The sequence below is a fragment of the Prolixibacteraceae bacterium genome (assembly GCA_019856515.1).
In the GTDB taxonomy this organism is placed as follows: domain Bacteria; phylum Bacteroidota; class Bacteroidia; order Bacteroidales; family Prolixibacteraceae; genus Halosquirtibacter; species Halosquirtibacter xylanolyticus.
In genome coordinates this window covers 4,056,331-4,080,890 of sequence record CP082230.1, presented here as the reverse complement: position 1 = coordinate 4,080,890, position 24,560 = coordinate 4,056,331, and the positions used below count along the sequence as shown (strand labels likewise).

Below are 24,560 nucleotides of genomic sequence, written 5' to 3'. Positions count from 1 at the left end.
TCTTGTTCTCAATGATTTTAAGCCCTAATCGTATGTGACAATTCATACCCTCCAACACACCACACCACTTAACAAACTATAATACAATTAAATACACCTAATTTCCAATAATCAACCTACGGGTATTTTTTATTGAATTATAGCCACTATTATTCAATAATTAGGCTTTTTATAGCAAGTACTATTAAACATAGTGTTATAATTCTTCTTAAAAACAGAAGAATATCCTATACAACAGTCAAAAACAATGCCATAATTTTATGCCAATTCTAATTTGAAATGAGAGATATAGTATCTAATTCAAAACCCTTGACCTCCCTGATAAGCTTTCTCAAGAACAGGATATATTATGTTCCAGTTAGGTTGTGCAAACAACACATTCTGCACTTCGTGATATCCCTCCAAATATTTACGTCGTCGATGCTCATCCATGTCCAACGTCTCTCTCTTTATCACCTCACCTACAACATTCCTTAATTCATAATAAAGATCTTCTCCAATACCCACCTCGATAACATCACCATCAGCGACCTCAATAACCCGCTTCGAGAAAGATGGAAAATCAAGTATCAGTTTCGTCACAACACCATCAGAGTGAATAAGATACTTATCCATCAAACCTGTACCTCGTAAGAACGAATATCGGATATGACCACCCATTATCGGCACCTCCACATCCACATCCGTTAATGCTGTAGGTATACGAGGAGCAAATGTGATGGCATCTAATGCATTATCACTCGGCCTCACCCCCATGAAATATTGATACCATACCCTTATCTGCTCCGCCTCCGACCAAGCCTGCCAATAGGTTCCTGTAAGTCGAGGATAGTCCCCTCCTTTATGTGGATAACAATCACTATTCTCATTGACCATGCCAACACCAGTACGTTCCATACCTTGCCTACACATATTATGAAAAAGCTTATAGGCAATATCCTTACCCCCTATCTCAATCATCTCTTGCATCGCAACACCATTAAGCCACTGCCATACAGTCCCATTATGGTATGCCTCATCTTTATGATAGTGTGACCATGCCAAATGAAAAGGGTGGAAATCCGGATCATCATGATCAAGCGATGAGACTCCCCAAGGATAAACCAATCGTTCCCATACCAATCGAACAACCTTTTTCTTCTTCTTAATATCATCCACATGCTTCAATGCAAAAAGCTGATTCGGTCTCAACTGATAGTCTGCGACCCCACGAGGATCAATACGATCGGCCAAATACCCTCTCTTATCACTCCAATAGTCGCGAATAAAATGTGTCTTCACCTTATCATACATCGCCTGCCACTTGCGAGCATCCTCCGTTCGATCTAAATAGGTCGCAAATTTAATCCCCGTAAGTAACTGATCCATCCATAACGACTGAATATCATTGGCTGCCTCATCTCTTGGCGAATAGGACTTTAGATCCGAAGCCCGTCGTGCATCCATCCATGTCTCATTATCAGCATGAATCAAATAGCCTCTATCGTTAGTCCATCGCTTCATCGCACCTTCAATACTTCTTCTAACCGTAGGATAAAAAGTGGCAATAGAAGCCGTATCACCCGAATACTGCACATAAGCCATCATCTGAGAAATAAATCGTGGAGTCCCATCCGTTGTATGATAATTCAAAGAAGACATCTTCACAATATTAGGGATACGCCCATAATATTTCGAATCCTCCACCGTATCTTGAACCGAGGCAAAAGAGTCTAAAATCTGTTTCGCAGTAGATGTATCGCCTAAAACGAGCGTACCGCCAGGAAGAGATATAAACGTGTCTCGTCCCCAATACTCATTAAACCACGGAACTCCTGCATAAATACCATATCCTCTTTGGTGTGTCACCAACCCATCCATTGTCAACGTAAACCATTTCAAAGCACGATTCACCAACGTATCATTCGTTTGGGTATAGGTAGACTCCTGAATAAGTCTATTCATTCGATCAGCCCGTTCCCTCTTTAGCTTATGAGACATCGATGCTGCAACTGCCGCCTGATCCATTAACAACGAGCGATCCTTACTATATATCAGATAGAAATGAACGCACCTACCTGAACCTACTTTTACATCAATAGAACCATCCTTCAACGAGATATCTTCTGCATCCGAAGTTAAATAGACATATCCGCCACTCTCTTTAGATCGAAATATCACCCCACGTTCATCCACATCAATAAACTCCAACAGTCCATCACCATGAACCAAACTCATCCGAACATAATCTCCAACAACATCACACAAATCAACTTCTATGAACTGCTGGTCATCAAACAAATATAGTTCCTCAGCCCCTTGATCACCTCTCCGCTCCAAATAGTGAGGATAAACCTTAACTTTCGCACCTGCTCGGTCAAATAGTATTCCATCGACATAAAGCTGATAGCCCTTTAAAATACGTCGCTGTCCAATATTCCATCCATCAAACCAACCATACAACTCACTCTCTACACCATGCGTTGTCGTCTGATAATACGAATCCATCTTATTGCTGTAAGCAACCATACGTTGTTCATTTACCCCAATATCGACCCCCAACCGATCCACACTATCTCTTGAACTATAGCGATCATCACTACTACTATCACAAGAACTAATTATCATGGGCAAAACCAACATGAATACTATATATAACTTGAGCTTCATACACCTTCATTTATTACTTTAAACATCCCGCCTCTGAGCGGCCCGAACAAATATAATTCGATATCTGTACATCAATAACAATACCAATCTTTTTATACCAATCAAATGATCAAATAAATGCTAAACCAGTACAATCATATCTTGTTTAGTCAAGAACGCAACAACAGTGTTCATCTCATGGTTTAATTGGTATTAAAACATCGTACAAGCCTAAAAGTTCTAATATCACCAAAGATTACACCCCCAACAATAAACAAAAAAAAAGGCCTCTATAATGATATAGAAGCCTAAGTAGAATAACTCGAAAAGAAAATAATCTAGAACTCATCTTTACTTAGTAAATACAATTCAGGATAATTTTTATCATCATCACCATATCTCTCTTTCAATGTCAAAAGCTCTGACTTCAGCTGCTTTACCAGCGAAGCACTCTTGGCATCATCATAAATATTGTGCATCTCCATCGGATCGTTCTTTAGATCATACAACTCCCATCCTTCAGGTGTATCCCAACCCTTAGTACAGCCATCCAATCCCAATCCACGACCATAAAAATAGATCAACTTATATCGATCCGTCTTAATACCATAATGAGCTGGCACATTCGAACCCTTTATCTGCATCCAATAGTGGTAATACATCGAATGTCTCCAATCTTTCGGCGTATTCCCTTTTAGGTTCTCCTTAAAACTTCGCCCTTGCATATCGCTTGGTATAGCAATCCCAGCAATATCCAAGATGGTTTCAGGAAAATCTAAATTGGTAATCATATCCCCATTTCTTACATCCTTCTGTCCCTTCTGTGGATACTTAACAATCAAAGGCATCCTTAACGACTCATCATACATCCAACGCTTATCGTAATAGTTATGCTCTCCTAAAAACATTCCTTGATCCGAAGTATATACCACCACCGTGCTCTTTGCCAATCCGCTCGTCTCTAAATAATCTAACAAACGACCCACATTCTCATCAATAGATGCCACCGTTCGAAGATAATCCTTCAAATACTTCTGATAAGCCGACTTGACACGTTGTTCATAATTCATCCCTTCCGTATTCAATCGCCCTGTTGGATACTCTTTCTTACGCATCCCTTTGTTCATACGACCCGAAAGTTCATCCATATTGCGACCATAAGCTCTCGATCCTTTCGACCTCGAATCCTTTGGATCAAACAATGATGACGGCTCTGGAATATCAACTCCATCCAACAAATGCTCATACTTAGGATGATACTCCCACAAACCATGGGGTGCCTTATGATGACACATCAAAAAGAAAGGCTTATCACTATCCCTTTGCTTTAACCATGACAAACACTGATCCGTAATCACATCCGTAGCATACCCCTTATATTTTACACCTTTAACCTTCTTACCTGGCTCCCATTCGTGATTCGAATCCTGAAAATTTGGATCAAAATACTTACCCTGACCTGGAAGAACACTATAATAATCAAAACCTTGAGGTTGGGTGTGTAGATGCCACTTTCCAATAATAGCAGTTTCATACCCCGCTTTCTGCAACAACACAGGGAAAGTCTTCTCCTTCACATCTAAATCATCCCATAACGTATACACTCCTGTCTTATGACCATATTTACCTGTCATGATAGTAGCCCTACTCGGAGTACAGATAGAGTTGGTCACATTACAATTCGTAAACAACACCCCATCTTTCGCAATACGATCAATATTGGGAGTCTGAAAAACATCCGCATACCGCCCCTTATAAGCACTAATTGCATTTGCAGTGTGGTCATCACACATAATATACAGAATATTCGGCTTCTCCACCTCACTCTTCTTTTTCACCTCTCCTCGACACGACACCAAAGAGATTAACGACAATCCTACAGTTACAGCTTTATCAATACGAAACATACACACAAAGTTTTTATACCAAAGCTATCAGTCCACCTTCATCTCCGCGAACAAATACGCACAATCCATAACACCTATGTAACAATCAACTCATTGTTAACGTGCATATTTCATTTTCTCTCCTCCTAAATAAATCATCCCTACATCCCTCACTATAAACAATCACTCAACACCCAAAACCCAACTCACTCAACATCAAAACCGAATTCACACAGCATCAATAGTCTTTAAATTCCAAACAACCAATATCCAGATTATCAATCAAAAAAACCGACTCTTTAATAAGAATCGGTTCTCTGTAAAACGGCGGCGACCTACTCTCGCCCATATCTGCAGTAGCCTCAGCACAGTAGTCCTTAACTTTTCTGTTCCCAAAGGGCAATGATGTCGGGGAGAGGTTCCTCTTGCCATAATGGAGACACAATAATTTCCATAGTTCATCTATAGCATTATTCACAAAAAGTATAGACGCAAAAAAACCGACTCTTTAATAAGAATCGGTTCTCTGTAAAACGGCGGCGACCTACTCTCGCCCATCTCTGCAGTAGCCTCAGCACAGTAGTCCTTAACTTTTCTGTTCCCAAAGGGCAATGATGTCGGGGAGAGGTTCCTCTTGCCATAATGGAGACACAATAATTTCCATAGTTCATCTATAGCATTATTCACAAAAAGTATAGACGCAAAAAAACTAACTCTTTAATAAGAATCGGTTCTCTGTAAAACGACGGCGACCTACTCTCGCCCATCTCTACAGTAGCCTCAGCACAGTAGTCCTTAACTTTTCTGTTCCCAAAGGGCAATGATGTCGGGGAGAGGTTCCTCTTGCCATAATGGAGACACAATAATTTCCATAGTTCATCTATAGCATTATTCACAAAAAGTATAGACGCAAAAAAACCGACTCTTTAATAAAAATCGGTTCTCTGTAAAACGGCGGCGACCTACTCTCCCACACCTCTGCAGTAGCCTCAGCACAGTAGTCCTTAACTTTTCTGTTCCCAAAGGGCAATGATGTCGGGGAGAGGTTCCTCTTGCCATAATGGAGACACAATAATTTCCATAGTTCATCTATAGCATTATTCACAAAAAGTATAGACGCAAAAAAACTGACTCTTTAATAAGAATCGGTTCTCTGTAAAACGGCGGCGACCTACTCTCCCACATCTCTGCAGTAGCCTCGGCGCGGTAGGGCTTAACTTATCTGTTCCCAAAGGGCAATGATGTCGGGGAGAGGTTCCTCTTGCCATAATGGAGACACAATAATTTCCATAGTTCATCTATAGCATTATTCACAAAAAGTATAGACGCAAAAAAACCGACTCTTTAATAAGAATCGGTTCTCTGTAAAACGGCGGCGACCTACTCTCCCACATCTCTGCAGTACCATCGGCGCGGTAGGGCTTAACTTCTCTGTTCGGAATGGGAAGAGGTGGAACCCCTATGCAATAACCACCTTAAATTGTAAATATTATAATGTCATTGAAAAGATCAACTCTAGTGAATTGATCTTTTACTAAAACGGCGGCGACCTACTCTCCCACATCTCTGCAGTACCATCGGCGCGGTAGGGCTTAACTTCTCTGTTCGGAATGGGAAGAGGTGGAACCCCTATGCAATAACCACCTTAAATTGTTAATACGGTTATTTATATCTGACTTAATGTTACAATCTAACATTATCAGCATACATAGTTCAATATATCTTTTGACATGCTCCTGGAAAAAGTAATCTAAATACAACTAATCTTTTATTCTAATGAAAGTTTCGGGTAATTAGTACTGCTCGGCTTTGGTCTCACAACCTTTACACCTGCAGCCTATCAACGTCGTAGTCTCCAACGACCCTCTAAGGAAACCTCATCTTGAGTGGAGCTTCGTGCTTAGATGCTTTCAGCACTTATCTCTTCCAAACGTAGCTACTCAGCAATGCACCTGGCGGCACAACTGATACACCAGAGGTTTGTCCACCGCGGTCCTCTCGTACTAGCAGCAGCTTCTCTCAAGTTTCCTGCGCCCACAACAGATAGGGACCGAACTGTCTCACGACGTTCTGAACCCAGCTCGCGTGCCACTTTAATGGGCGAACAGCCCAACCCTTGGGACCTTCTCCAGCCCCAGGATGTGACGAGCCGACATCGAGGTGCCAAACCGCTCCGTCGATATGAGCTCTTGGGAGCGATCAGCCTGTTATCCCCGGAGTACCTTTTATCCTTTGAGCGATGGCCCTTCCATACGGAACCACCGGATCACTATGCTCTACTTTCGTACCTGATCGACGTGTTGGTCTCACAGTCAAGCACCCTTGTGCCATTACACTCTACAGACGGTTACCAATCGTCTTGAGGGTACCTTTAGAAGCCTCCGTTACTCTTTTGGAGGCGACCACCCCAATCAAACTACCCACCACACAATGTCCTCATTGCTGAGTTAGGTTTCAAACAAGCAAAGGGTCGTATTTCAAGGACGACTCCACAACGCCTAGCGACGCCGCTTCAGTGTCTCCGACCTATCCTACACATTACTTGCCCAAAATCAATGTGAAGTTGCAGTAAAGGTTCACGGGGTCTTTCCGTCCCGTTGCGGGTAATCGGCATCTTCACCGATACTTCAATTTCACCGAGCTCATGGCTGAGACAGTGCCCAGATCGTTGCACCATTCGTGCAGGTCGGAACTTACCCGACAAGGAATTTCGCTACCTTAGGACCGTTATAGTTACGGCCGCCGTTTACCGGGGCTTCATTTCAGCGCTTCTCCATACGGATAACGCCCCCACTTAACCTTCCGGCACCGGGCAGGTGTCAGGCCTTATACATCATCTTTCGATTTAGCAAAGCCCTGTGTTTTTGATAAACAGTCGCCTTGGGCCTTTTCACTGCGGCTCCCCTTGCGAGGAGCGATCCTTCTCCCGAAGTTACGGATCGATTTTGCCTAGTTCCTTAGCCATGAATCACTCGAGCACCTCAGGATTCTCTCCTTGACTACCTGTGTCGGTTTGCGGTACGGGTTTATATAATCTACGTTTAGAGGTTTTTCTAGGAAGCCCTTAGGCACACTATCCAATCGTCCGAAGACTCTCGGTACTATCGGGTTTCAGCTCAACGTGCGGATTTGCCTACACATCTCATAACCTACGCCCTTCAACGTACTATTCCGTCAGTACGCGGTGCTTTCATCACTCCGTCGCCCCATCACAACTATATAAAGTACGGGAATATTAACCCGTTGTCCATCGAGTTCGCCGTTCGGCTACCCCTTAGGTCCCGACTAACCCTGATCCGATTAGCGTTGATCAGGAAACCTTAGTCTATCGGTGGGAGGGTTTCTCGCCCTCCTTATCGTTACTTATGCCTACATTTGCTTTTCTAACCGCTCCAGCGCACCTCACAGTGCACATTCAACGCAGTCAGAATGCTCCCCTACCACTTAATGGTAGTCCATTAAATCCATAGCTTCGGTGATATGTTTGATGCCCGATTATTATCCATGCCCGATCGCTCGACTAGTGAGCTGTTACGCACTCTTTAAATGAATGGCTGCTTCCAAGCCAACATACTAGCTGTCTATGCAATCAGACCTCGTTTGTTCAACTTAACATATACTTGGGGACCTTAGCTGATGGTCCGGGTTCTTTCCCTTTCGGACATGGACCTTAGCACCCATGCCCTCACTCCTGGTAATCATATTACAGCATTCGGAGTTTGTCTGGAGTTGATAGGCGGTGAAGCCCTCGCATCCAATCAGTAGCTCTACCTCTGCAATACTATATCCAAGGCTGCACCTAAATGCATTTCGGGAGTACGAGCTATTTCCGAGTTTGATTGGCCTTTCACCCCTACCCACAGGTCATCCAAGAGCTTTTCAACGCTCCTGGTTCGGTCCTCCATCTTGTGTTACCAAGACTTCAACCTGCCCATGGGTAGATCACACGGTTTCGCGTCTACCCCCACTAACTTCGACGCCCTATTCAGACTTGCTTTCGCTTCGGCTCCGAGCCTTAAGCTCTTAACCTTGCTAGTGAGGAGTAACTCGTAGGCTCATTATGCAAAAGGCACGCCGTCACATCTAATGATGCTCCGACCGCTTGTAAGTGTATGGTTTCAGGTACTATTTCACTCCCCTGTTCGGGGTACTTTTCACCTTTCCCTCACGGTACTGGTTCTCTATCGGTCTCTTAGGAGTATTTAGCCTTACCAGGATGGTCCTGGCAGATTCAGACAGGGTTTCACGTGCCCCGCCCTACTCAGGATACTGCTAGATCATATTTGCTTACGTGTACAGGACTATCACCCTCTCTGTGTAACTTTCCAGTTACTTCTACTTCACGCATAATCTCATATCGCAGTCCTACAACCCCAACCACGCCGAAACGTAATTGGTTTGGGCTAATCCGCGTTCGATCGCCACTACTAACGGAATCACTTTTGTTTTCTCTTCCTCCGGGTACTTAGATGTTTCAGTTCTCCGGGTTTGCCTCTGACATAGTCAGATAACCAATAAATTGGCTGGGTTGCCCCATTCAGAAATCTTCGGATCAAAGGTTGTTTGCACCTCCCCGAAGCTTATCGCAGCTTATCACGTCTTTCATCGCCTCTAAGAGCCTAGGCATCCACCATACACCCTTACTTACTTTCTATTATAATTAACCTTTAATGTTAATCTCGATATCTGTTGTATTCTTTTACAGATTACTTTTTTCCAGAATGTCAAAGAACTTATATACACCGATCTAATCAAATTAAATCTAACTAAATCAATATAAATGTGTGGAGAATATCGGAGTCGAACCGATGACCTCCTGCGTGCAAGGCAGGCGCTCTAGCCAGCTGAGCTAATCCCCCAAATAACCTCGTATAAATAATATTACGAATGTAGTCCCGCCAAAGACTTGAACTGGGACCTCTACATTATCAGTGTAGCGCTCTAACCAGCTGAGCTACGGGACTATGTTATAAACATAACCACCTTAGTTTTTCAGCCTAACGCTATCCACTTTGGTTATGTGGGTATATAAGGTTTTTTGATATGACAAGAAAAAACAACCTAATCTCGTCGATTTTCTTTAACCGTTCTTGTCGGCTCCAGAAAGGAGGTGTTCCAGCCACACCTTCCGGTACGGCTACCTTGTTACGACTTAACCCCAATCACTAGTTTTACCCTAGGCCGCTCCTTTTCGGTAACAGACTTCAGGCACCCCCAGCTTCCATGGTTTGACGGGCGGTGTGTACAAGGCCCGGGAACGTATTCACCGCGCCATGGCTGATGCGCGATTACTAGCGAATCCAGCTTCACGGAGTCGAGTTGCAGACTCCGATCCGAACTGAGACCAGTTTTAGAGATTAGCATCCTGTCGCCAGGTAGCTGCCCTTTGTACTGACCATTGTAACACGTGTGTAGCCCTGGACATAAGGGCCGTGCTGATTTGACGTCATCCCCACCTTCCTCTCACCTTACGGTGGCAGTCTCTCTAGAGTCCTCAGCTTAACCTGTTAGCAACTAAAGATAGGGGTTGCGCTCGTTATGGGACTTAACCCGACACCTCACGGCACGAGCTGACGACAACCATGCAGCACCTTGTACGTCGTCCGAAGAAAAGTCTATCTCTAGACCGATCGCCGTACATTTAAGCCCAGGTAAGGTTCCTCGCGTATCATCGAATTAAACCACATGTTCCTCCGCTTGTGCGGGCCCCCGTCAATTCCTTTGAGTTTCAATCTTGCGATCGTACTCCCCAGGTGGATTACTTAAAACTTTCGCTTAGCCACTGACTGTGTATCGCCAACAGCGAGTAATCATCGTTTACGGCGTGGACTACCAGGGTATCTAATCCTGTTCGCTCCCCACGCTTTCGTACATCAGCGTCAGTTATACCTTAGTAAGCTGCCTTCGCAATCGGTGTTCTGAGTAATATCTAAGCATTTCACCGCTACACTACTCATTCCGCCTACCTCAAGTATACTCAAGTAATACAGTTTCAATGGCAGTTCTACAGTTGAGCTGCAGGATTTCACCACTGACTTATATTACCGCCTACGTACCCTTTAAACCCAATAAATCCGGATAACGCTTACACCCTCCGTATTACCGCGGCTGCTGGCACGGAGTTAGCCGGTGTTTATTCATATGCTACCTTCAGCTACTTTCACGAAAGTAGGTTTATTTGCATATAAAAGAAGTTTACAACCCATAGGGCAGTCATCCTTCACGCGGGATGGCTGGTTCAGACTTGCGTCCATTGACCAATATTCCTCACTGCTGCCTCCCGTAGGAGTCTGGTCCGTGTCTCAGTACCAGTGTGGGGATCATCCTCTCAGAACCCCTAGACATCGTAGCCTTGGTAAGCCGTTACCTTACCAACTAGCTAATGTCACGCATGTTCATCTTGTACCGCCGGAGCTTTAATCACCAAGTCATGCGACTCAATAATACTATGGGGCATTAATCCAAATTTCTCTGGGCTATTCCCCTGTACAAGGCAGATTACATACGCGTTACTCACCCGTGCGCCGGTCGTCGTCTAGTAGCAAGCTACTTCCGTTACCCCTCGACTTGCATGTGTTAGGCCTCCCGCTAGCGTTCATCCTGAGCCAGGATCAAACTCTTCGTTGTATAAAAAGTTAATTAATTTAGCTCAACAAAAACTCAAAAATCTATTAGATTGACGGTTGCTTTTTTGTACTTGTCATTATCAAAAAAAATCTTCAAAGAACGTTTAGTTCATAAAAAAATCAACTCTAGTGAATTGATCTTTTATTAAAACGGCGGCGACCTACTCTCCCACATCTCTGCAGTACCATCGGCGCGGTAGGGCTTAACTTCTCTGTTCGGAATGGGAAGAGGTGGAACCCCTATGCAATAACCACCTTAAATCTTAAATACGGTTATTTATATCTGACTTAAATGTTATGATATAACATTATCAGCATACATAGTTCAATATATCTTTTGACATGCTCCTGGAAAAAGTAATCTAAATACAACTAATCTTTTATTCTAATGAAAGTTTCGGGTAATTAGTACTGCTCGGCTTTGGTCTCACAACCTTTACACCTGCAGCCTATCAACGTCGTAGTCTCCAACGACCCTCTAAGGAAACCTCATCTTGAGTGGAGCTTCGTGCTTAGATGCTTTCAGCACTTATCTCTTCCAAACGTAGCTACTCAGCAATGCACCTGGCGGCACAACTGATACACCAGAGGTTTGTCCACCGCGGTCCTCTCGTACTAGCAGCAGCTTCTCTCAAGTTTCCTGCGCCCACAACAGATAGGGACCGAACTGTCTCACGACGTTCTGAACCCAGCTCGCGTGCCACTTTAATGGGCGAACAGCCCAACCCTTGGGACCTTCTCCAGCCCCAGGATGTGACGAGCCGACATCGAGGTGCCAAACCGCTCCGTCGATATGAGCTCTTGGGAGCGATCAGCCTGTTATCCCCGGAGTACCTTTTATCCTTTGAGCGATGGCCCTTCCATACGGAACCACCGGATCACTATGCTCTACTTTCGTACCTGATCGACGTGTTGGTCTCACAGTCAAGCACCCTTGTGCCATTACACTCTACAGACGGTTACCAATCGTCTTGAGGGTACCTTTAGAAGCCTCCGTTACTCTTTTGGAGGCGACCACCCCAGTCAAACTACCCACCACACAATGTCCTCATTGCTGAGTTAGGTTTCAAACAAGCAAAGGGTCGTATTTCAAGGACGACTCCACAACGCCTAGCGACGCCGCTTCAGTGTCTCCGACCTATCCTACACATTACTTGCCCAAAATCAATGTGAAGTTGCAGTAAAGGTTCACGGGGTCTTTCCGTCCCGTTGCGGGTAATCGGCATCTTCACCGATACTTCAATTTCACCGAGCTCATGGCTGAGACAGTGCCCAGATCGTTGCACCATTCGTGCAGGTCGGAACTTACCCGACAAGGAATTTCGCTACCTTAGGACCGTTATAGTTACGGCCGCCGTTTACCGGGGCTTCATTTCAGCGCTTCTCCATACGGATAACGCCCCCACTTAACCTTCCGGCACCGGGCAGGTGTCAGGCCTTATACATCATCTTTCGATTTAGCAAAGCCCTGTGTTTTTGATAAACAGTCGCCTGGGCCTTTTCACTGCGGCTCCCCTTGCGAGGAGCGATCCTTCTCCCGAAGTTACGGATCGATTTTGCCTAGTTCCTTAGCCATGAATCACTCGAGCACCTCAGGATTCTCTCCTTGACTACCTGTGTCGGTTTGCGGTACGGGTTTATATAATCTACGTTTAGAGGTTTTTCTAGGAAGCCCTTAGGCACACTATCCAATCGTCCGAAGACTCTCGGTACTATCGGGTTTCAGCTCAACGTGCGGATTTGCCTACACATCTCATAACCTACGCCCTTCAACGTACTATTCCGTCAGTACGCGGTGCTTTCATCACTCCGTCGCCCCATCACAACTATATAAAGTACGGGAATATTAACCCGTTGTCCATCGAGTTCGCCGTTCGGCTACCCCTTAGGTCCCGACTAACCCTGATCCGATTAGCGTTGATCAGGAAACCTTAGTCTATCGGTGGGAGGGTTTCTCGCCCTCCTTATCGTTACTTATGCCTACATTTGCTTTTCTAACCGCTCCAGCGCACCTCACAGTGCACATTCAACGCAGTCAGAATGCTCCCCTACCACTTAATGGTAGTCCATTAAATCCATAGCTTCGGTGATATGTTTGATGCCCGATTATTATCCATGCCCGATCGCTCGACTAGTGAGCTGTTACGCACTCTTTAAATGAATGGCTGCTTCCAAGCCAACATACTAGCTGTCTATGCAATCAGACCTCGTTTGTTCAACTTAACATATACTTGGGGACCTTAGCTGATGGTCCGGGTTCTTTCCCTTTCGGACATGGACCTTAGCACCCATGCCCTCACTCCTGGTAATCATATTACAGCATTCGGAGTTTGTCTGGAGTTGATAGGCGGTGAAGCCCTCGCATCCAATCAGTAGCTCTACCTCTGCAATACTATATCCAAGGCTGCACCTAAATGCATTTCGGGGAGTACGAGCTATTTCCGAGTTTGATTGGCCTTTCACCCCTACCCACAGGTCATCCAAGAGCTTTTCAACGCTCCCTGGTTCGGTCCTCCATCTTGTGTTACCAAGACTTCAACCTGCCCATGGGTAGATCACACGGTTTCGCGTCTACCCCCACTAACTTCGACGCCCTATTCAGACTTGCTTTCGCTTCGGCTCCGAGCCTTAAGCTCTTAACCTTGCTAGTGAGGAGTAACTCGTAGGCTCATTATGCAAAAGGCACGCCGTCACATCCAAAGATGCTCCGACCGCTTGTAAGTGTATGGTTTCAGGTACTATTTCACTCCCCTGTTCGGGGTACTTTTCACCTTTCCCTCACGGTACTGGTTCTCTATCGGTCTCTTAGGAGTATTTAGCCTTACCAGATGGTCCTGGCAGATTCAGACAGGGTTTCACGTGCCCCGCCCTACTCAGGATACTGCTAGATCATATTTGCTTACGTGTACAGGACTATCACCCTCTCCGGTGTAACTTTCCAGTTACTTCTACTTCACGCATAATCTCATATCGCAGTCCTACAACCCCAACAACGCCGAAACGTCATTGGTTTGGGCTAATCCGCGTTCGATCGCCACTACTAACGGAATCACTTTTGTTTTCTCTTCCTCCGGGTACTTAGATGTTTCAGTTCTCCGGGTTTGCCTCTGACCGAAGTCAGATAACCAATAAATTGGCTGGGTTGCCCCATTCAGAAATCTTCGGATCAAAGGTTGTTTGCACCTCCCCGAAGCTTATCGCAGCTTATCACGTCTTTCATCGCCTCTAAGAGCCTAGGCATCCACCATACACCCTTACTTACTTTCTATTATAATTAACCTTTAATGTTAATCTCGATATCTGTTGTATTCTTTTACAGATTACTTTTTTCCAGAATGTCAAAGAACTTATATACACCGATCTAATCAAATTAAATCTAACTAAATCAATATAAATGTGTGGAGAATATCGGAGTCGAACCGATGACCTCCTGCGTGCAAGGCAGGCGCTCTAGCCAGCTGAGCTAATCCCCCAAATAACCTCGTATAATAATATTACGATTGTAGTCCCGCCCAGACTTGAACTGGGACCTCTACATTATCAGTGTAGCGCTCTAACCAGCTGAGCTACGGGACTATGTTTAAAACATAACCACCTTAGTTTTTCAGCCTAACGCTATCCACTTTGGTTATGTGGGTATATAAGGTTTTTTGATATGACAAGAAAAAACAACCTAATCTCGTCGATTTTCTTTACCGTTAATGTCGGCTCCAGAAGGAGGTGTTCCAGCCACACCTTCCGGTACGGCTACCTTGTTACGACTTAACCCCAGTCACTAGTTTTACCCTAGGCCGCTCCTTTCGGTAACAGACTTCAGGCACCCCCAGCTTCCATGGTTTGACGGGCGGTGTGTACAAGGCCCGGGAACGTATTCACCGCGCCATGGCTGATGCGCGATTACTAGCGAATCCAGCTTCACGGAGTCGAGTTGCAGACTCCGATCCGAACTGAGACCAGTTTTAGAGATTAGCATCCTGTCGCCAGGAGCTGCCCTTTGTACTGACCATTGTAACACGTGTGTAGCCCTGGACATAAGGGCCGTGCTGATTTGACGTCATCCCCACCTTCCTCTCACCTTACGGTGGCAGTCTCTCTAGAGTCCTCAGCTTAACCTGTTAGCAACTAAAGATAGGGGTTGCGCTCGTTATGGGACTTAACCCGACACCTCACGGCACGAGCTGACGACAACCATGCAGCACCTTGTACGTCGTCCGAAGAAAAGTCTATCTCTAGACCGATCGCCGTACATTTAAGCCCAGGTAAGGTTCCTCGCGTATCATCGAATTAAACCACATGTTCCTCCGCTTGTGCGGGCCCCCGTCAATTCCTTTGAGTTTCAATCTTGCGATCGTACTCCCCAGGTGGATTACTTAAAACTTTCGCTTAGCCACTGACTGTGTATCGCCAACAGCGAGTAATCATCGTTTACGGCGTGGACTACCAGGTATCTAATCCTGTTCGCTCCCCACGCTTTCGTACATCAGCGTCAGTTATACCTTAGTAAGCTGCCTTCGCAATCGGTGTTCTGAGTAATATCTAAGCATTTCACCGCTACACTACTCATTCCGCCTACCTCAAGTATACTCAAGTAATACAGTTTCAATGGCAGTTCTACAGTTGAGCTGCAGGATTTCACCACTGACTTATATTACCGCCTACGTACCCTTTAAACCCAATAAATCCGGATAACGCTTACACCCTCCGTATTACCGCGGCTGCTGGCACGGAGTTAGCCGGTGTTTATTCATATGCTACCTTCAGCTACTTTCACGAAAGTAGGTTTATTTGCATATAAAAGAAGTTTACAACCCATAGGGCAGTCATCCTTCACGCGGGATGGCTGGTTCAGACTTGCGTCCATTGACCAATATTCCTCACTGCTGCCTCCCGTAGGAGTTGGTCCGTGTCTCAGTACCAGTGTGGGGATCATCCTCTCAGAACCCCTAGACATCGTAGCCTTGGTAAGCCGTTACCTTACCAACTAGCTAATGTCACGCATGTTCATCTTGTACCGCCGGAGCTTTAATCATCAAGTCATGCGACTCGATAATACTATGGGGCATTAATCCAAATTTCTCTGGGCTATTCCCCTGTACAAGGCAGATTACATACGCGTTACTCACCCGTGCGCCGGTCGTCGTCTAGTAGCAAGCTACTTCCGTTACCCCTCGACTTGCATGTGTTAGGCCTCCCGCTAGCGTTCATCCTGAGCCAGGATCAAACTCTTCGTTGTATAAAAAGTTAATTAATTTAGCTCAACAAAAACTCAAAAATCTATTAGATTGACGGTTGCTTTTTTGTACTTGTCATTATCAAAAAATATCTTCAAAGAACTTTGTATCTTATTCATCCATCGTCGCCGTTGCGCCGATGTTTTTGCGGTTGCAAAGATAAACGATTTTATCTTTAAACTCCAAATGTTTTCTTAAATAATTTCTCAACTTAATTGAGACTTAAAAAACACTCTCCGCTTTTTTCTAGAACGTGGCTGCAAAGATAACTCATTTCATTTGAAAGATCCAAATGAAAAGTGAAATATTTTTTCACCTTATATTCTAGTCAAAATTTCAATGTCCTACCTACCTCTAATCATGCCCTGGTTTTCTATCAGCTTCTTATGTCCTCTCTTTCTCATCTCGCTAGAATCAATGGAGCCACACAGCGGAAGGGATAATATTCAGTTCACTGTAAATATGTCGGTAGAACGTGTGCATTTGTTCTCAAATGCGATGCAAAGAAACATCATTTTCACCCACTATTCCAAATAAAACAACATGTTTTTTCTTAGAAAAAAACAGACCTCCACCCCCAGCCCCTTACGACCAACCTGTTACACCCAAAACTTTTTTCAAACAAAACACACAACACCCCATATCCTATCCACACCACACTCCTCTCCCATCTCAAAAAATGCATCCGTTATATATATAACCCCATTCAAAGAGAAAAAACACCAGAATCAAATTTCAAACACACCACATCAACCACTCCCTAAAATCAGCACGACAAATACACCAACCCAGGAACAACAGCAACCAAAATCACACCTCCCCCTAACCAACCTCGCACCTAATCCGTCGTTAATCCGTCCTTAATATATACTTAATCCGTCCTTTGTCCATGGTTTAGCCATGATTCGTCCATGGTTTGTCCATCGATTTCGGGGGTTTCGATGGCTGAACCATGGACGAATCATGGCTAAACCATGGACAAAGGACGTACTAGGGACGGGTTAAAGACGGATTAGGAATGGATTAAGTCCGAGGTAGGTAGCTTTTAAGGCATAGTTAAGTAGGGAATCGATGGAGAGAAGGTGGGAAATAACGATTTTTCGTGGTAGTGTAAATTAAACTCTGTCTGGATTATGAAATACCAATTATGGTGTTGGTATCTGAGAGGTTAAGAGATGTAAATATCATTGGATAATTTGGATGGTAGAGGGACAGTGTAAAATAAGCTCTCTCCCCCTCTACAAATGATTGGGGTTAGATATTGCACTAAAGTAAATAATTAATATTTTTATACCATATTACATATATATATACATACTTTTAATTTAATCTCAAAAAGTATGTTTCAGTTTACTGGGCAAAATAGGATTGAATCAAAGGGATCCTAACATGCTCATTTATAGGGATACTAAAGCCATTATACCACATCGACATGGTTATTTTCAGTGGGTTAACAGCAAGAGCTGCCATTACACAATCAACTGGCATATAAGGTATTACATAACATTAATTCATAATACTAACGACACACAATGAGATCTCTTTTATTAATTTTAGTGGTTGCATTTGGTTTTACCTCTAATGCAAAGAGTTCTTCTAATGAAGATATTAATGACACCGACCCCATCTAATACCGAATGTCTTAAAGACAGTATTATATTTTACGTACAACAGGAAGATATAGATATGGCGAAGATATGCTTTGACCAACTTGTAAAAAGAGAAGAGGCTGATTACAGCATTACTTATTCGGAAAGGGCATATTATTCAATCTCAGCAGTTATTTTATTGAACATCTAAAAGGAGTTATCCCACATTTACATATTTATTTGAACTTAAGACGTCCTATGAAATTTACATTTCAACATTACATTTTATTGTTGATGATATTCATCAGCACTGATGGATATGGCATAACTAGTAAGAAAGATAAGGCGAAAGCCACAAGTATCGTTGGCTCTGTTATAGGTCAAACAGAAGAAGTCAATACGACAACTACTGTATCGGTTACAGAGCGTGGTATTTTGTCGGATAATTATAAGAAAAGAAAACGACGAACCTATAAGACACTTACGAGTAAAAAGAAAAAGCCTCAGGATATGTTCTACGTTGGGCTAGCGGGAGTTATCCTTGCACCTAAAACTAATCTTCTTTGTGAAGGTCGCGGGGTTAGTTTTTCGATGGGAAGCATTCAATCTAATGTCGATATTGATTTCTCGACAGATATAATGGGTGGATTAACCAAGTACGACATAATGTCTTATATCACCCAATATGAAACGGAAGAATTTAAAGCAGGCACAGAATATCTTTACATAAACTATAGTACAGGAATAGGCTATATTATGCGGTTTGGGAATAGTTCTTTTACGTTTACAGGAAGATTAGGTTATTCTCGGTTTAATATCGATAAATATATACTATCCAAAACGATAGACTTAACACCGTGTGGGAAACTAAACCTCTGTTTATATAATCAGACCAAAAGATATAACAAAAAGAGCGTATTTCGGATCAATCTGATGGCTGAAGTTGGTTATGCTGTCACTATGATTAAACTAGATGGGAATACAGGAAACAGTGGAGGATATATAAAGATGGGGATTAGTGTTCCCTTCGCAAGAGATTGACTTCAATTATTGTGAACAGCTTCTATTGTTGTTAAAATAAATAACGATACAAATGATGAGACAACTAACTTCTCTATTGCTTTTAATGATAGCACAAACGGTATGTGGGCAGCATACTGAAGATATTTCGCTCACGGATACTATCGATATTACTGAAAGGATGTCGAAAGAGTATCAGAAAAAGGAGTATCATCAATTATACGTATATTCTAAGCACTATATACTGATACAACTGGAACATAGAGATCTAGAAGAGGCTGCAGCGGCTTTTGATGTTCTCTTGGACCATGAGATGAAAGACTCTTTGCAAGTGAGTGGGTATTCGAAAAGTATTATAAGCCTGATGTTAGGGGATAAAGATAAGTTCTTTCGGTATGTGAATGATATTTCAGAAGGATCGAAGAGAGTAGTTACGGCCCCTAATGAGGCTGTCAGTATTCGTAGTATGAGTGCCCCTTGGCCCAATTCTAGTTATAACGATAAGTTAAAGGAGATCTATATTGAGCATAAGGATTTCTATCGAGATGTTTTTGACAAAGAAGGGTTAACCGATGCACAAAAGCAGGTTGTGGATTTCTTCGAAGAGTATATCACAACACCTTGTTATATAGAGAGACATAAGCAACTGATGAGAGGTATGTTGAAGTATCACATAGCAAACCAGAATAGTGATTATAATTTGTTTTATCAAAGGTCTCTTTTTCAGAATAGCCTCCCACTCAAAGAGGCGGATAACATTTCAGCGTATTGCTTTAAGGCTTTTGAGGCAGGCTATCAAACCCATTTCTTAAGCAAAGAGGCTACACCGTATTTAAAGGCCAATGGAGAGGGGGGATATATAAAGATCGCTTCCGCATATGGAATAGATTACAAGCTCACGACCATCCCTGCCTACATTGATATATTTTTCGGTGTATCCACTTTTACAAGTCGTGTCTCTTTCAGATCTGGGAATGATGGAAGAGTAGTGCCTATTGGTAGTTCGATCAATCTAATTGAGTATGGTTTTAATTGTGGGATACCTATCTATAACAATAGGGCTATTAATGTTATTGTTCATGGGGGTTATAGTTGGAGTTCTCTGAATTATAATACGACGATTAAGGATAGTAAGAGTGGGAAAGATAAGGAGGAGTGGTATAAGATTGATAACAAGAACAATCGTTTTACAGCAGGTATTACGGGACATTTTAGATTGCTTCGTTCGTATTCTTATGAACATAGTTATATCCGTTTTAATGGGTTGTATCTCACCGTATGTTCTAAATATAATTTTGATTCTAACGCAAACATATTTGAAGTATCTAAAATAAACACCCATATAGGATTGGCTTATCACTACTAGCAAGTTCTATATTTTACGAATAAAATCAACATGAAAATATCTATTATGAGGTTTATAATTTTATTAATGCTAAGCACTCTTTCTTTTGGGGCTTATAGTCAAGCATTTGATCCATTGTATGAAAGTAAAAAGAAAGAGGCAGAAAGTGTGCAGAGTATCAAAAGAGAGATGATTGGTCATATAAATAAAGATCAATTGACTGAAGCTAGTAACGCTTACAATAGATTGGTAAAGAACAAGAGTGCAAATTCGATTATGTTGTATTCTGAATGGATCTACTGTACAGCAATATTTGAGGATACAGAACAGTTCCAAAAGATAATAAGTAGCAGGTATAAGAAACCTGTATTTCAATCAGAAGAAGATTTGCATCAATTTGGAAGCTCCTTAAAGAGTATCAAAAAGTATTATAATAGACATTTTGATGAGATCAAAGAGCATATTATCCATAAAGACTCCTTAGACGATGAGATTAATAACCTCTATGTCTACCAATTCATTGTAACAGACCCAAAGATAGAGGATAAGAAACAGAAGCAGTATAAAGCGATGTTGGAGGCACATGTAGATAGAAATCCAGACAGTAAAGACAGATACTATATCCTATGGCTTATTAATGAGATAGATGATATTAATAGTATTATTACACAAGGAGAGATGAAAGGTGGGATAAAAACACACTCGTCTAACGAATGGAATGCTATTGGAGTCGGGATGGGCGGATTTAGTCCAAATATTTCACTGTTTGACCAAGGCAAAGGTTTTTATATTTCTTTTGGTTCAATCTATAATAACTTATATCTAGAGAGTAATTTAAACTACACCTTCAGCAACTTTACCAGACCAGATCACATCATTGGAGAAGATGGTTCAGGATTTGATGTTTCGACCAAAACAGGTGTAACATACTATAATCTTAATATCGGTGTTGGTCCAATGATATCACTAGGCAAGAGTCATATTATTATTATGGGAAGATTGGGATATTCTAGTATGAGGGTTAGCAATAATGGTAAAACATATTCTCTTACGAGTAATTTGAATATCGCACCCGCAGGTCGTATAGGTTTATGTCTTTATGATAAAAAAATGAAGAGTGAATATGACAGACCATTCAGGTTGTATTTGACAGGTGAGGTAGGCTATAATAAGTCTATAATAAAGTTCCACGAGCTAAAAGTTGGAGATGATGGAAGTTATTTTCAAGTGGGACTAAATTTTGCTTTTAAATAATTCGAGTCATGATATTATAAGGATATTGTTGACCCAATATCCACTTGTGATAATCTATTTTCTTTCGAACAAATACATTTACTAAGGTTCAGTTTTACGAAGAGAGAATACATTCATAAAACTATTGGTGTATTTTATATCGAAGTCACATTGATATAATGTATAGATCATTTCAAGTGGTAACATAGAATAACGACATAATATTGACACTATTTAGGGTCTAGTCTTCGATAATATCCCATAGGTATGGGGGTTATATGATTATTCCTCACATGGTATAAAACGAATGGATAATTTAGGTTATAAGAGATGAAGGGAAGTGTACTATTACTTCTATGTTTGATCACATGGAGTGTGAGAGGAGCAGAGTTTAAGAGAGAGGATGCCAACCATAATCGTACCACATCACCGTTATGGAGTATGAAAGAAAAAATGGTGAAGCAGATCAGTAGTGAAGAGTTAGATGAAGCCTACAGGACTTATCAACATCTGTCGAAAAGAGTTGATGCAAATGATGTAATGCGATTTTCAGAGTGGATCTACTGTTCTCTGATCTTTGACGATGAAGCACAGTTTATAAAGATGACCCATATAGAGGATTATTCAGAGCCTTGTTTAAATTCAAGTCAGGTCGGCAATAAGGCTTCAAAGGAAATTCAACGGTGCTATAAGAGACATTTTGGAGAGATCAAAGAACATTTTAATAAAAAGAAGTCTATTCAAGATGGGGTTGATAGCTTGTATACGTATCTATTTTGGGTCAGTAATCCGATATTGGAGAAAAAGGAGTCATCTGAGGTTAAAAACCAATTAATAGAGGTATTAGATCGTGACTCGAGTTCTACATATAGATTTTATATCCAATGGTTAATTAACGAGATAACGATAGATAATGAGACTGAGAAAGATAATGAGACTGAGAAGTTTGTTGCATCCTCTCAGTCAGATGAGCAATGGTGGGCAATGGATATTGGGTATAGCAATATCAATTTAAGTAATTCGATCCTGCAATCCCGAGGTGGTTTCTATTGGGGTTTTATGTGTTGGTATAATAATTTTATTTATGACATACGATTACAGCTCTACAGTCTTAAAAATAAAACTGCATATAATATTCCTAATTATGAAGATATTATCATAAGACAGAACTCTTATATTGATTACAATAACATTCAACTAGGGGTTGGGCGTCTCATTAATATTGGAAAAAACCAGTTGGTTATAATGGGTAGAATTGGTTATTTCTATTTAGTGTACCAGGAAGATCCAAATGATGAAGAGAGCAGACTATTTTTCTCTAAAACCCTAAACATTAGCCCTTCAGCTAAATTTAATCTTTGTCTTTACGATAAGAAAGAGAAAGATTCATTTAATCTATTACATAGCATCTTTCTATCCGTTGAAGTAGGGTATGTTCAACATTTGGTGAAATTTCAATCTGGGATTGAGAACAATGGTGCTTTTATCAACCTCGGTTTGGTATTTGCGAAAAGAAATAATCATTGATTAAATGACGATGAAATAAAGAACAGCATAATCATAACTGACACATAGTTTAACACCTATGGTTGTCTCTAAAATCAACAACAGATGAATAAAATGAAAACGATTCTCTTACTCTTACTTTGCTATTGTCCACTTATCTCATTTTGTCAAACTACTGTTAATAGCAAATCGTCAGAGAGCCTATTAACAGTGAAACGGAAGATGGTAGACTGTATAAAAAGCAGTGAGATAGAAGAAGCACAGAAGTACTATCAGCAATTGGTACAGGACAATGAGTCTAATTCGATTATGATGTATTCTGAATGGCTTTATTGTTCTATGATCTTTAACGATCCAGAGCAGTTCCACCGAATGATTTTTGTGTCAGATTACAAGAAGCCTAAGGTTGTATCGGAAAAAGCAATGCAACAGTATAAATCTACATATAGTACGATAAAGAGGTATTATAAAAGGAATTTTAGGACGATCAAGAAAGCTATTGTTCATAACTCGTCTATAACAGAAAAAGAGAATATCTTATATGTAAACTTTCTTACTACAACAGATCCCAATAAAGCTTCTTCGATGTATTATCAGCAAATAGGGATGCTGAAACACCAATTAAAGAGTGATGAGTATCTAAACAATCAATTCTTTAACACGTGGCTAATCCAAGAGATGTCTTCTAAAAATAGTGTATCATCAGAGTTGGAGCTTGGGGAAGAGATGCAATCGTATAATCCAGGTCCTTGGACCATTATTGGAGTAGGAATGAACGGCTATTCACCGATTGAGAAAGATTTTATTGGTGGTAATGGTATCTATTTTTCGGTAGGAACCATGTATAAGGCATTTCTTATTGAATCAAATTTTAGCTTCACTAACTGCGAAATAGCTGAGAAGATGAATTTATTCGGAGATGATGGATCTATTAACATAAAAGGAAAAGGGGCAGATATGACCTTCTATGATATAAATATTGGTTTTGGGCCAGCAATAAGTATTGGTCAAAGTCAAATTATATTGTTAGCTAGATTTGGCTATTCAAGTATGCAAATAAAGGGATCTAGGGAGAAATATAAGCTTACGAGTAATCTAAATATTTGTCCTGCGGCTAAATTAAACTTATGTATCCACAATAAAGTATTACGCGGAGCTGGAGACAAGCCGTTTAAATTATATCTATCGGCTGAAGGTGGCTATAAGAAGTCCGTAGTTAACCTTTATCGTGATATAGATGATGACGGTGGCTACTTTCAGGTAGGACTGAACTTCGCCTTTAAATAATCGGGTAGTCTATTTCTGAAAACTATATGGAGTACCATAATTATTGATTATTATGGTACTCCAAATGATGAAGTGTAACTAACTTATCGATACAATTCGGTTTGTGTTTATTCAAAAAGATGGTAACCAATGTTCAGGCTAACCTCTTTAATATTTACGTCATTGGAGAAGGTGGGTATAATATGGATCTTAAGCGATTATCTAAAAAG

8 protein-coding genes, 4 tRNA genes and 7 rRNA genes are annotated in these 24,560 nt (G+C 41.8%); 6 read left to right on the top strand and 13 right to left on the bottom strand.

What is annotated here, in order from left to right:
* Positions 1–300 precede the first annotated feature (300 nt).
* The 13 genes from K5X82_15010 to K5X82_14950 form a co-directional block, all read right to left on the bottom strand.
* Positions 301–2,649, bottom strand: coding sequence for a hypothetical protein (locus K5X82_15010; protein QZT36543.1), 2,349 nt, complete (start codon positions 2,647–2,649; stop codon positions 301–303).
* A gap of 317 nt (positions 2,650–2,966) precedes the next feature.
* The gene (locus K5X82_15005; protein QZT36542.1) at positions 2,967–4,535 is read right to left on the bottom strand and encodes a sulfatase; all 1,569 of its coding nucleotides are present in this window, start codon (positions 4,533–4,535) and stop codon (positions 2,967–2,969) included.
* Positions 4,536–5,881: 1,346 nt separating this feature from the next.
* Positions 5,882–5,992 (bottom strand): 5S ribosomal RNA (rrf, locus tag K5X82_15000).
* A 59-nt stretch (positions 5,993–6,051) separates the two neighbouring features.
* A 5S ribosomal RNA gene (gene rrf / locus K5X82_14995) occupies positions 6,052–6,162 on the bottom strand.
* A 126-nt stretch (positions 6,163–6,288) separates the two neighbouring features.
* Positions 6,289–9,168 (bottom strand): 23S ribosomal RNA (locus K5X82_14990).
* Between the two features lie 131 nt (positions 9,169–9,299).
* Positions 9,300–9,373: transfer RNA gene (locus K5X82_14985), tRNA-Ala, on the bottom strand.
* 31 nt (positions 9,374–9,404) lie between these two features.
* Positions 9,405–9,478, bottom strand: a tRNA-Ile gene (locus tag K5X82_14980).
* A gap of 139 nt (positions 9,479–9,617) precedes the next feature.
* A 16S ribosomal RNA gene (locus tag K5X82_14975) occupies positions 9,618–11,141 on the bottom strand.
* Between the two features lie 147 nt (positions 11,142–11,288).
* Positions 11,289–11,399 (bottom strand): 5S ribosomal RNA (rrf, locus tag K5X82_14970).
* A gap of 127 nt (positions 11,400–11,526) precedes the next feature.
* Positions 11,527–14,408 (bottom strand): 23S ribosomal RNA (locus K5X82_14965).
* Positions 14,409–14,539: 131 nt separating this feature from the next.
* Positions 14,540–14,613 (bottom strand) — tRNA-Ala (locus K5X82_14960).
* A gap of 30 nt (positions 14,614–14,643) precedes the next feature.
* Positions 14,644–14,716, bottom strand: a tRNA-Ile gene (locus tag K5X82_14955).
* A gap of 137 nt (positions 14,717–14,853) precedes the next feature.
* A 16S ribosomal RNA gene (locus K5X82_14950) occupies positions 14,854–16,373 on the bottom strand.
* The 16S, 23S and 5S rRNA genes sit together here with 4 tRNA genes alongside, the layout of an rRNA operon.
* A gap of 1,597 nt (positions 16,374–17,970) precedes the next feature.
* On the opposite strand from K5X82_14950, the gene K5X82_14945 reads away from it, so the two are divergent.
* The 6 genes from K5X82_14945 to K5X82_14920 all read left to right on the top strand — a co-directional run bounded on the left by K5X82_14945 (position 17,971) and on the right by K5X82_14920 (position 24,351).
* Positions 17,971–18,171, top strand: a complete 201-nt coding sequence (locus K5X82_14945) for a hypothetical protein (GenBank protein ID QZT36541.1) — start codon at positions 17,971–17,973, stop codon at positions 18,169–18,171.
* A gap of 47 nt (positions 18,172–18,218) precedes the next feature.
* The gene (locus K5X82_14940; protein ID QZT36540.1) at positions 18,219–19,001 is read left to right on the top strand and encodes a hypothetical protein; all 783 of its coding nucleotides are present in this window, start codon (positions 18,219–18,221) and stop codon (positions 18,999–19,001) included.
* A gap of 52 nt (positions 19,002–19,053) precedes the next feature.
* Positions 19,054–20,346, top strand: a complete 1,293-nt coding sequence (locus K5X82_14935; GenBank protein ID QZT36539.1) for a hypothetical protein — start codon at positions 19,054–19,056, stop codon at positions 20,344–20,346.
* Positions 20,347–20,391: 45 nt separating this feature from the next.
* On the top strand, positions 20,392–21,579 hold the full coding sequence (locus K5X82_14930) for a hypothetical protein (protein ID QZT36538.1): 1,188 nt from the start codon (positions 20,392–20,394) through the stop codon (positions 21,577–21,579).
* Between the two features lie 309 nt (positions 21,580–21,888).
* Complete coding sequence (locus K5X82_14925) at positions 21,889–23,085, top strand: hypothetical protein (GenBank protein QZT36537.1); 1,197 nt, start codon at positions 21,889–21,891, stop codon at positions 23,083–23,085.
* 84 nt (positions 23,086–23,169) lie between these two features.
* Positions 23,170–24,351, top strand: coding sequence for a hypothetical protein (locus K5X82_14920; protein ID QZT36536.1), 1,182 nt, complete (start codon positions 23,170–23,172; stop codon positions 24,349–24,351).
* Positions 24,352–24,560 lie beyond the last annotated feature (209 nt).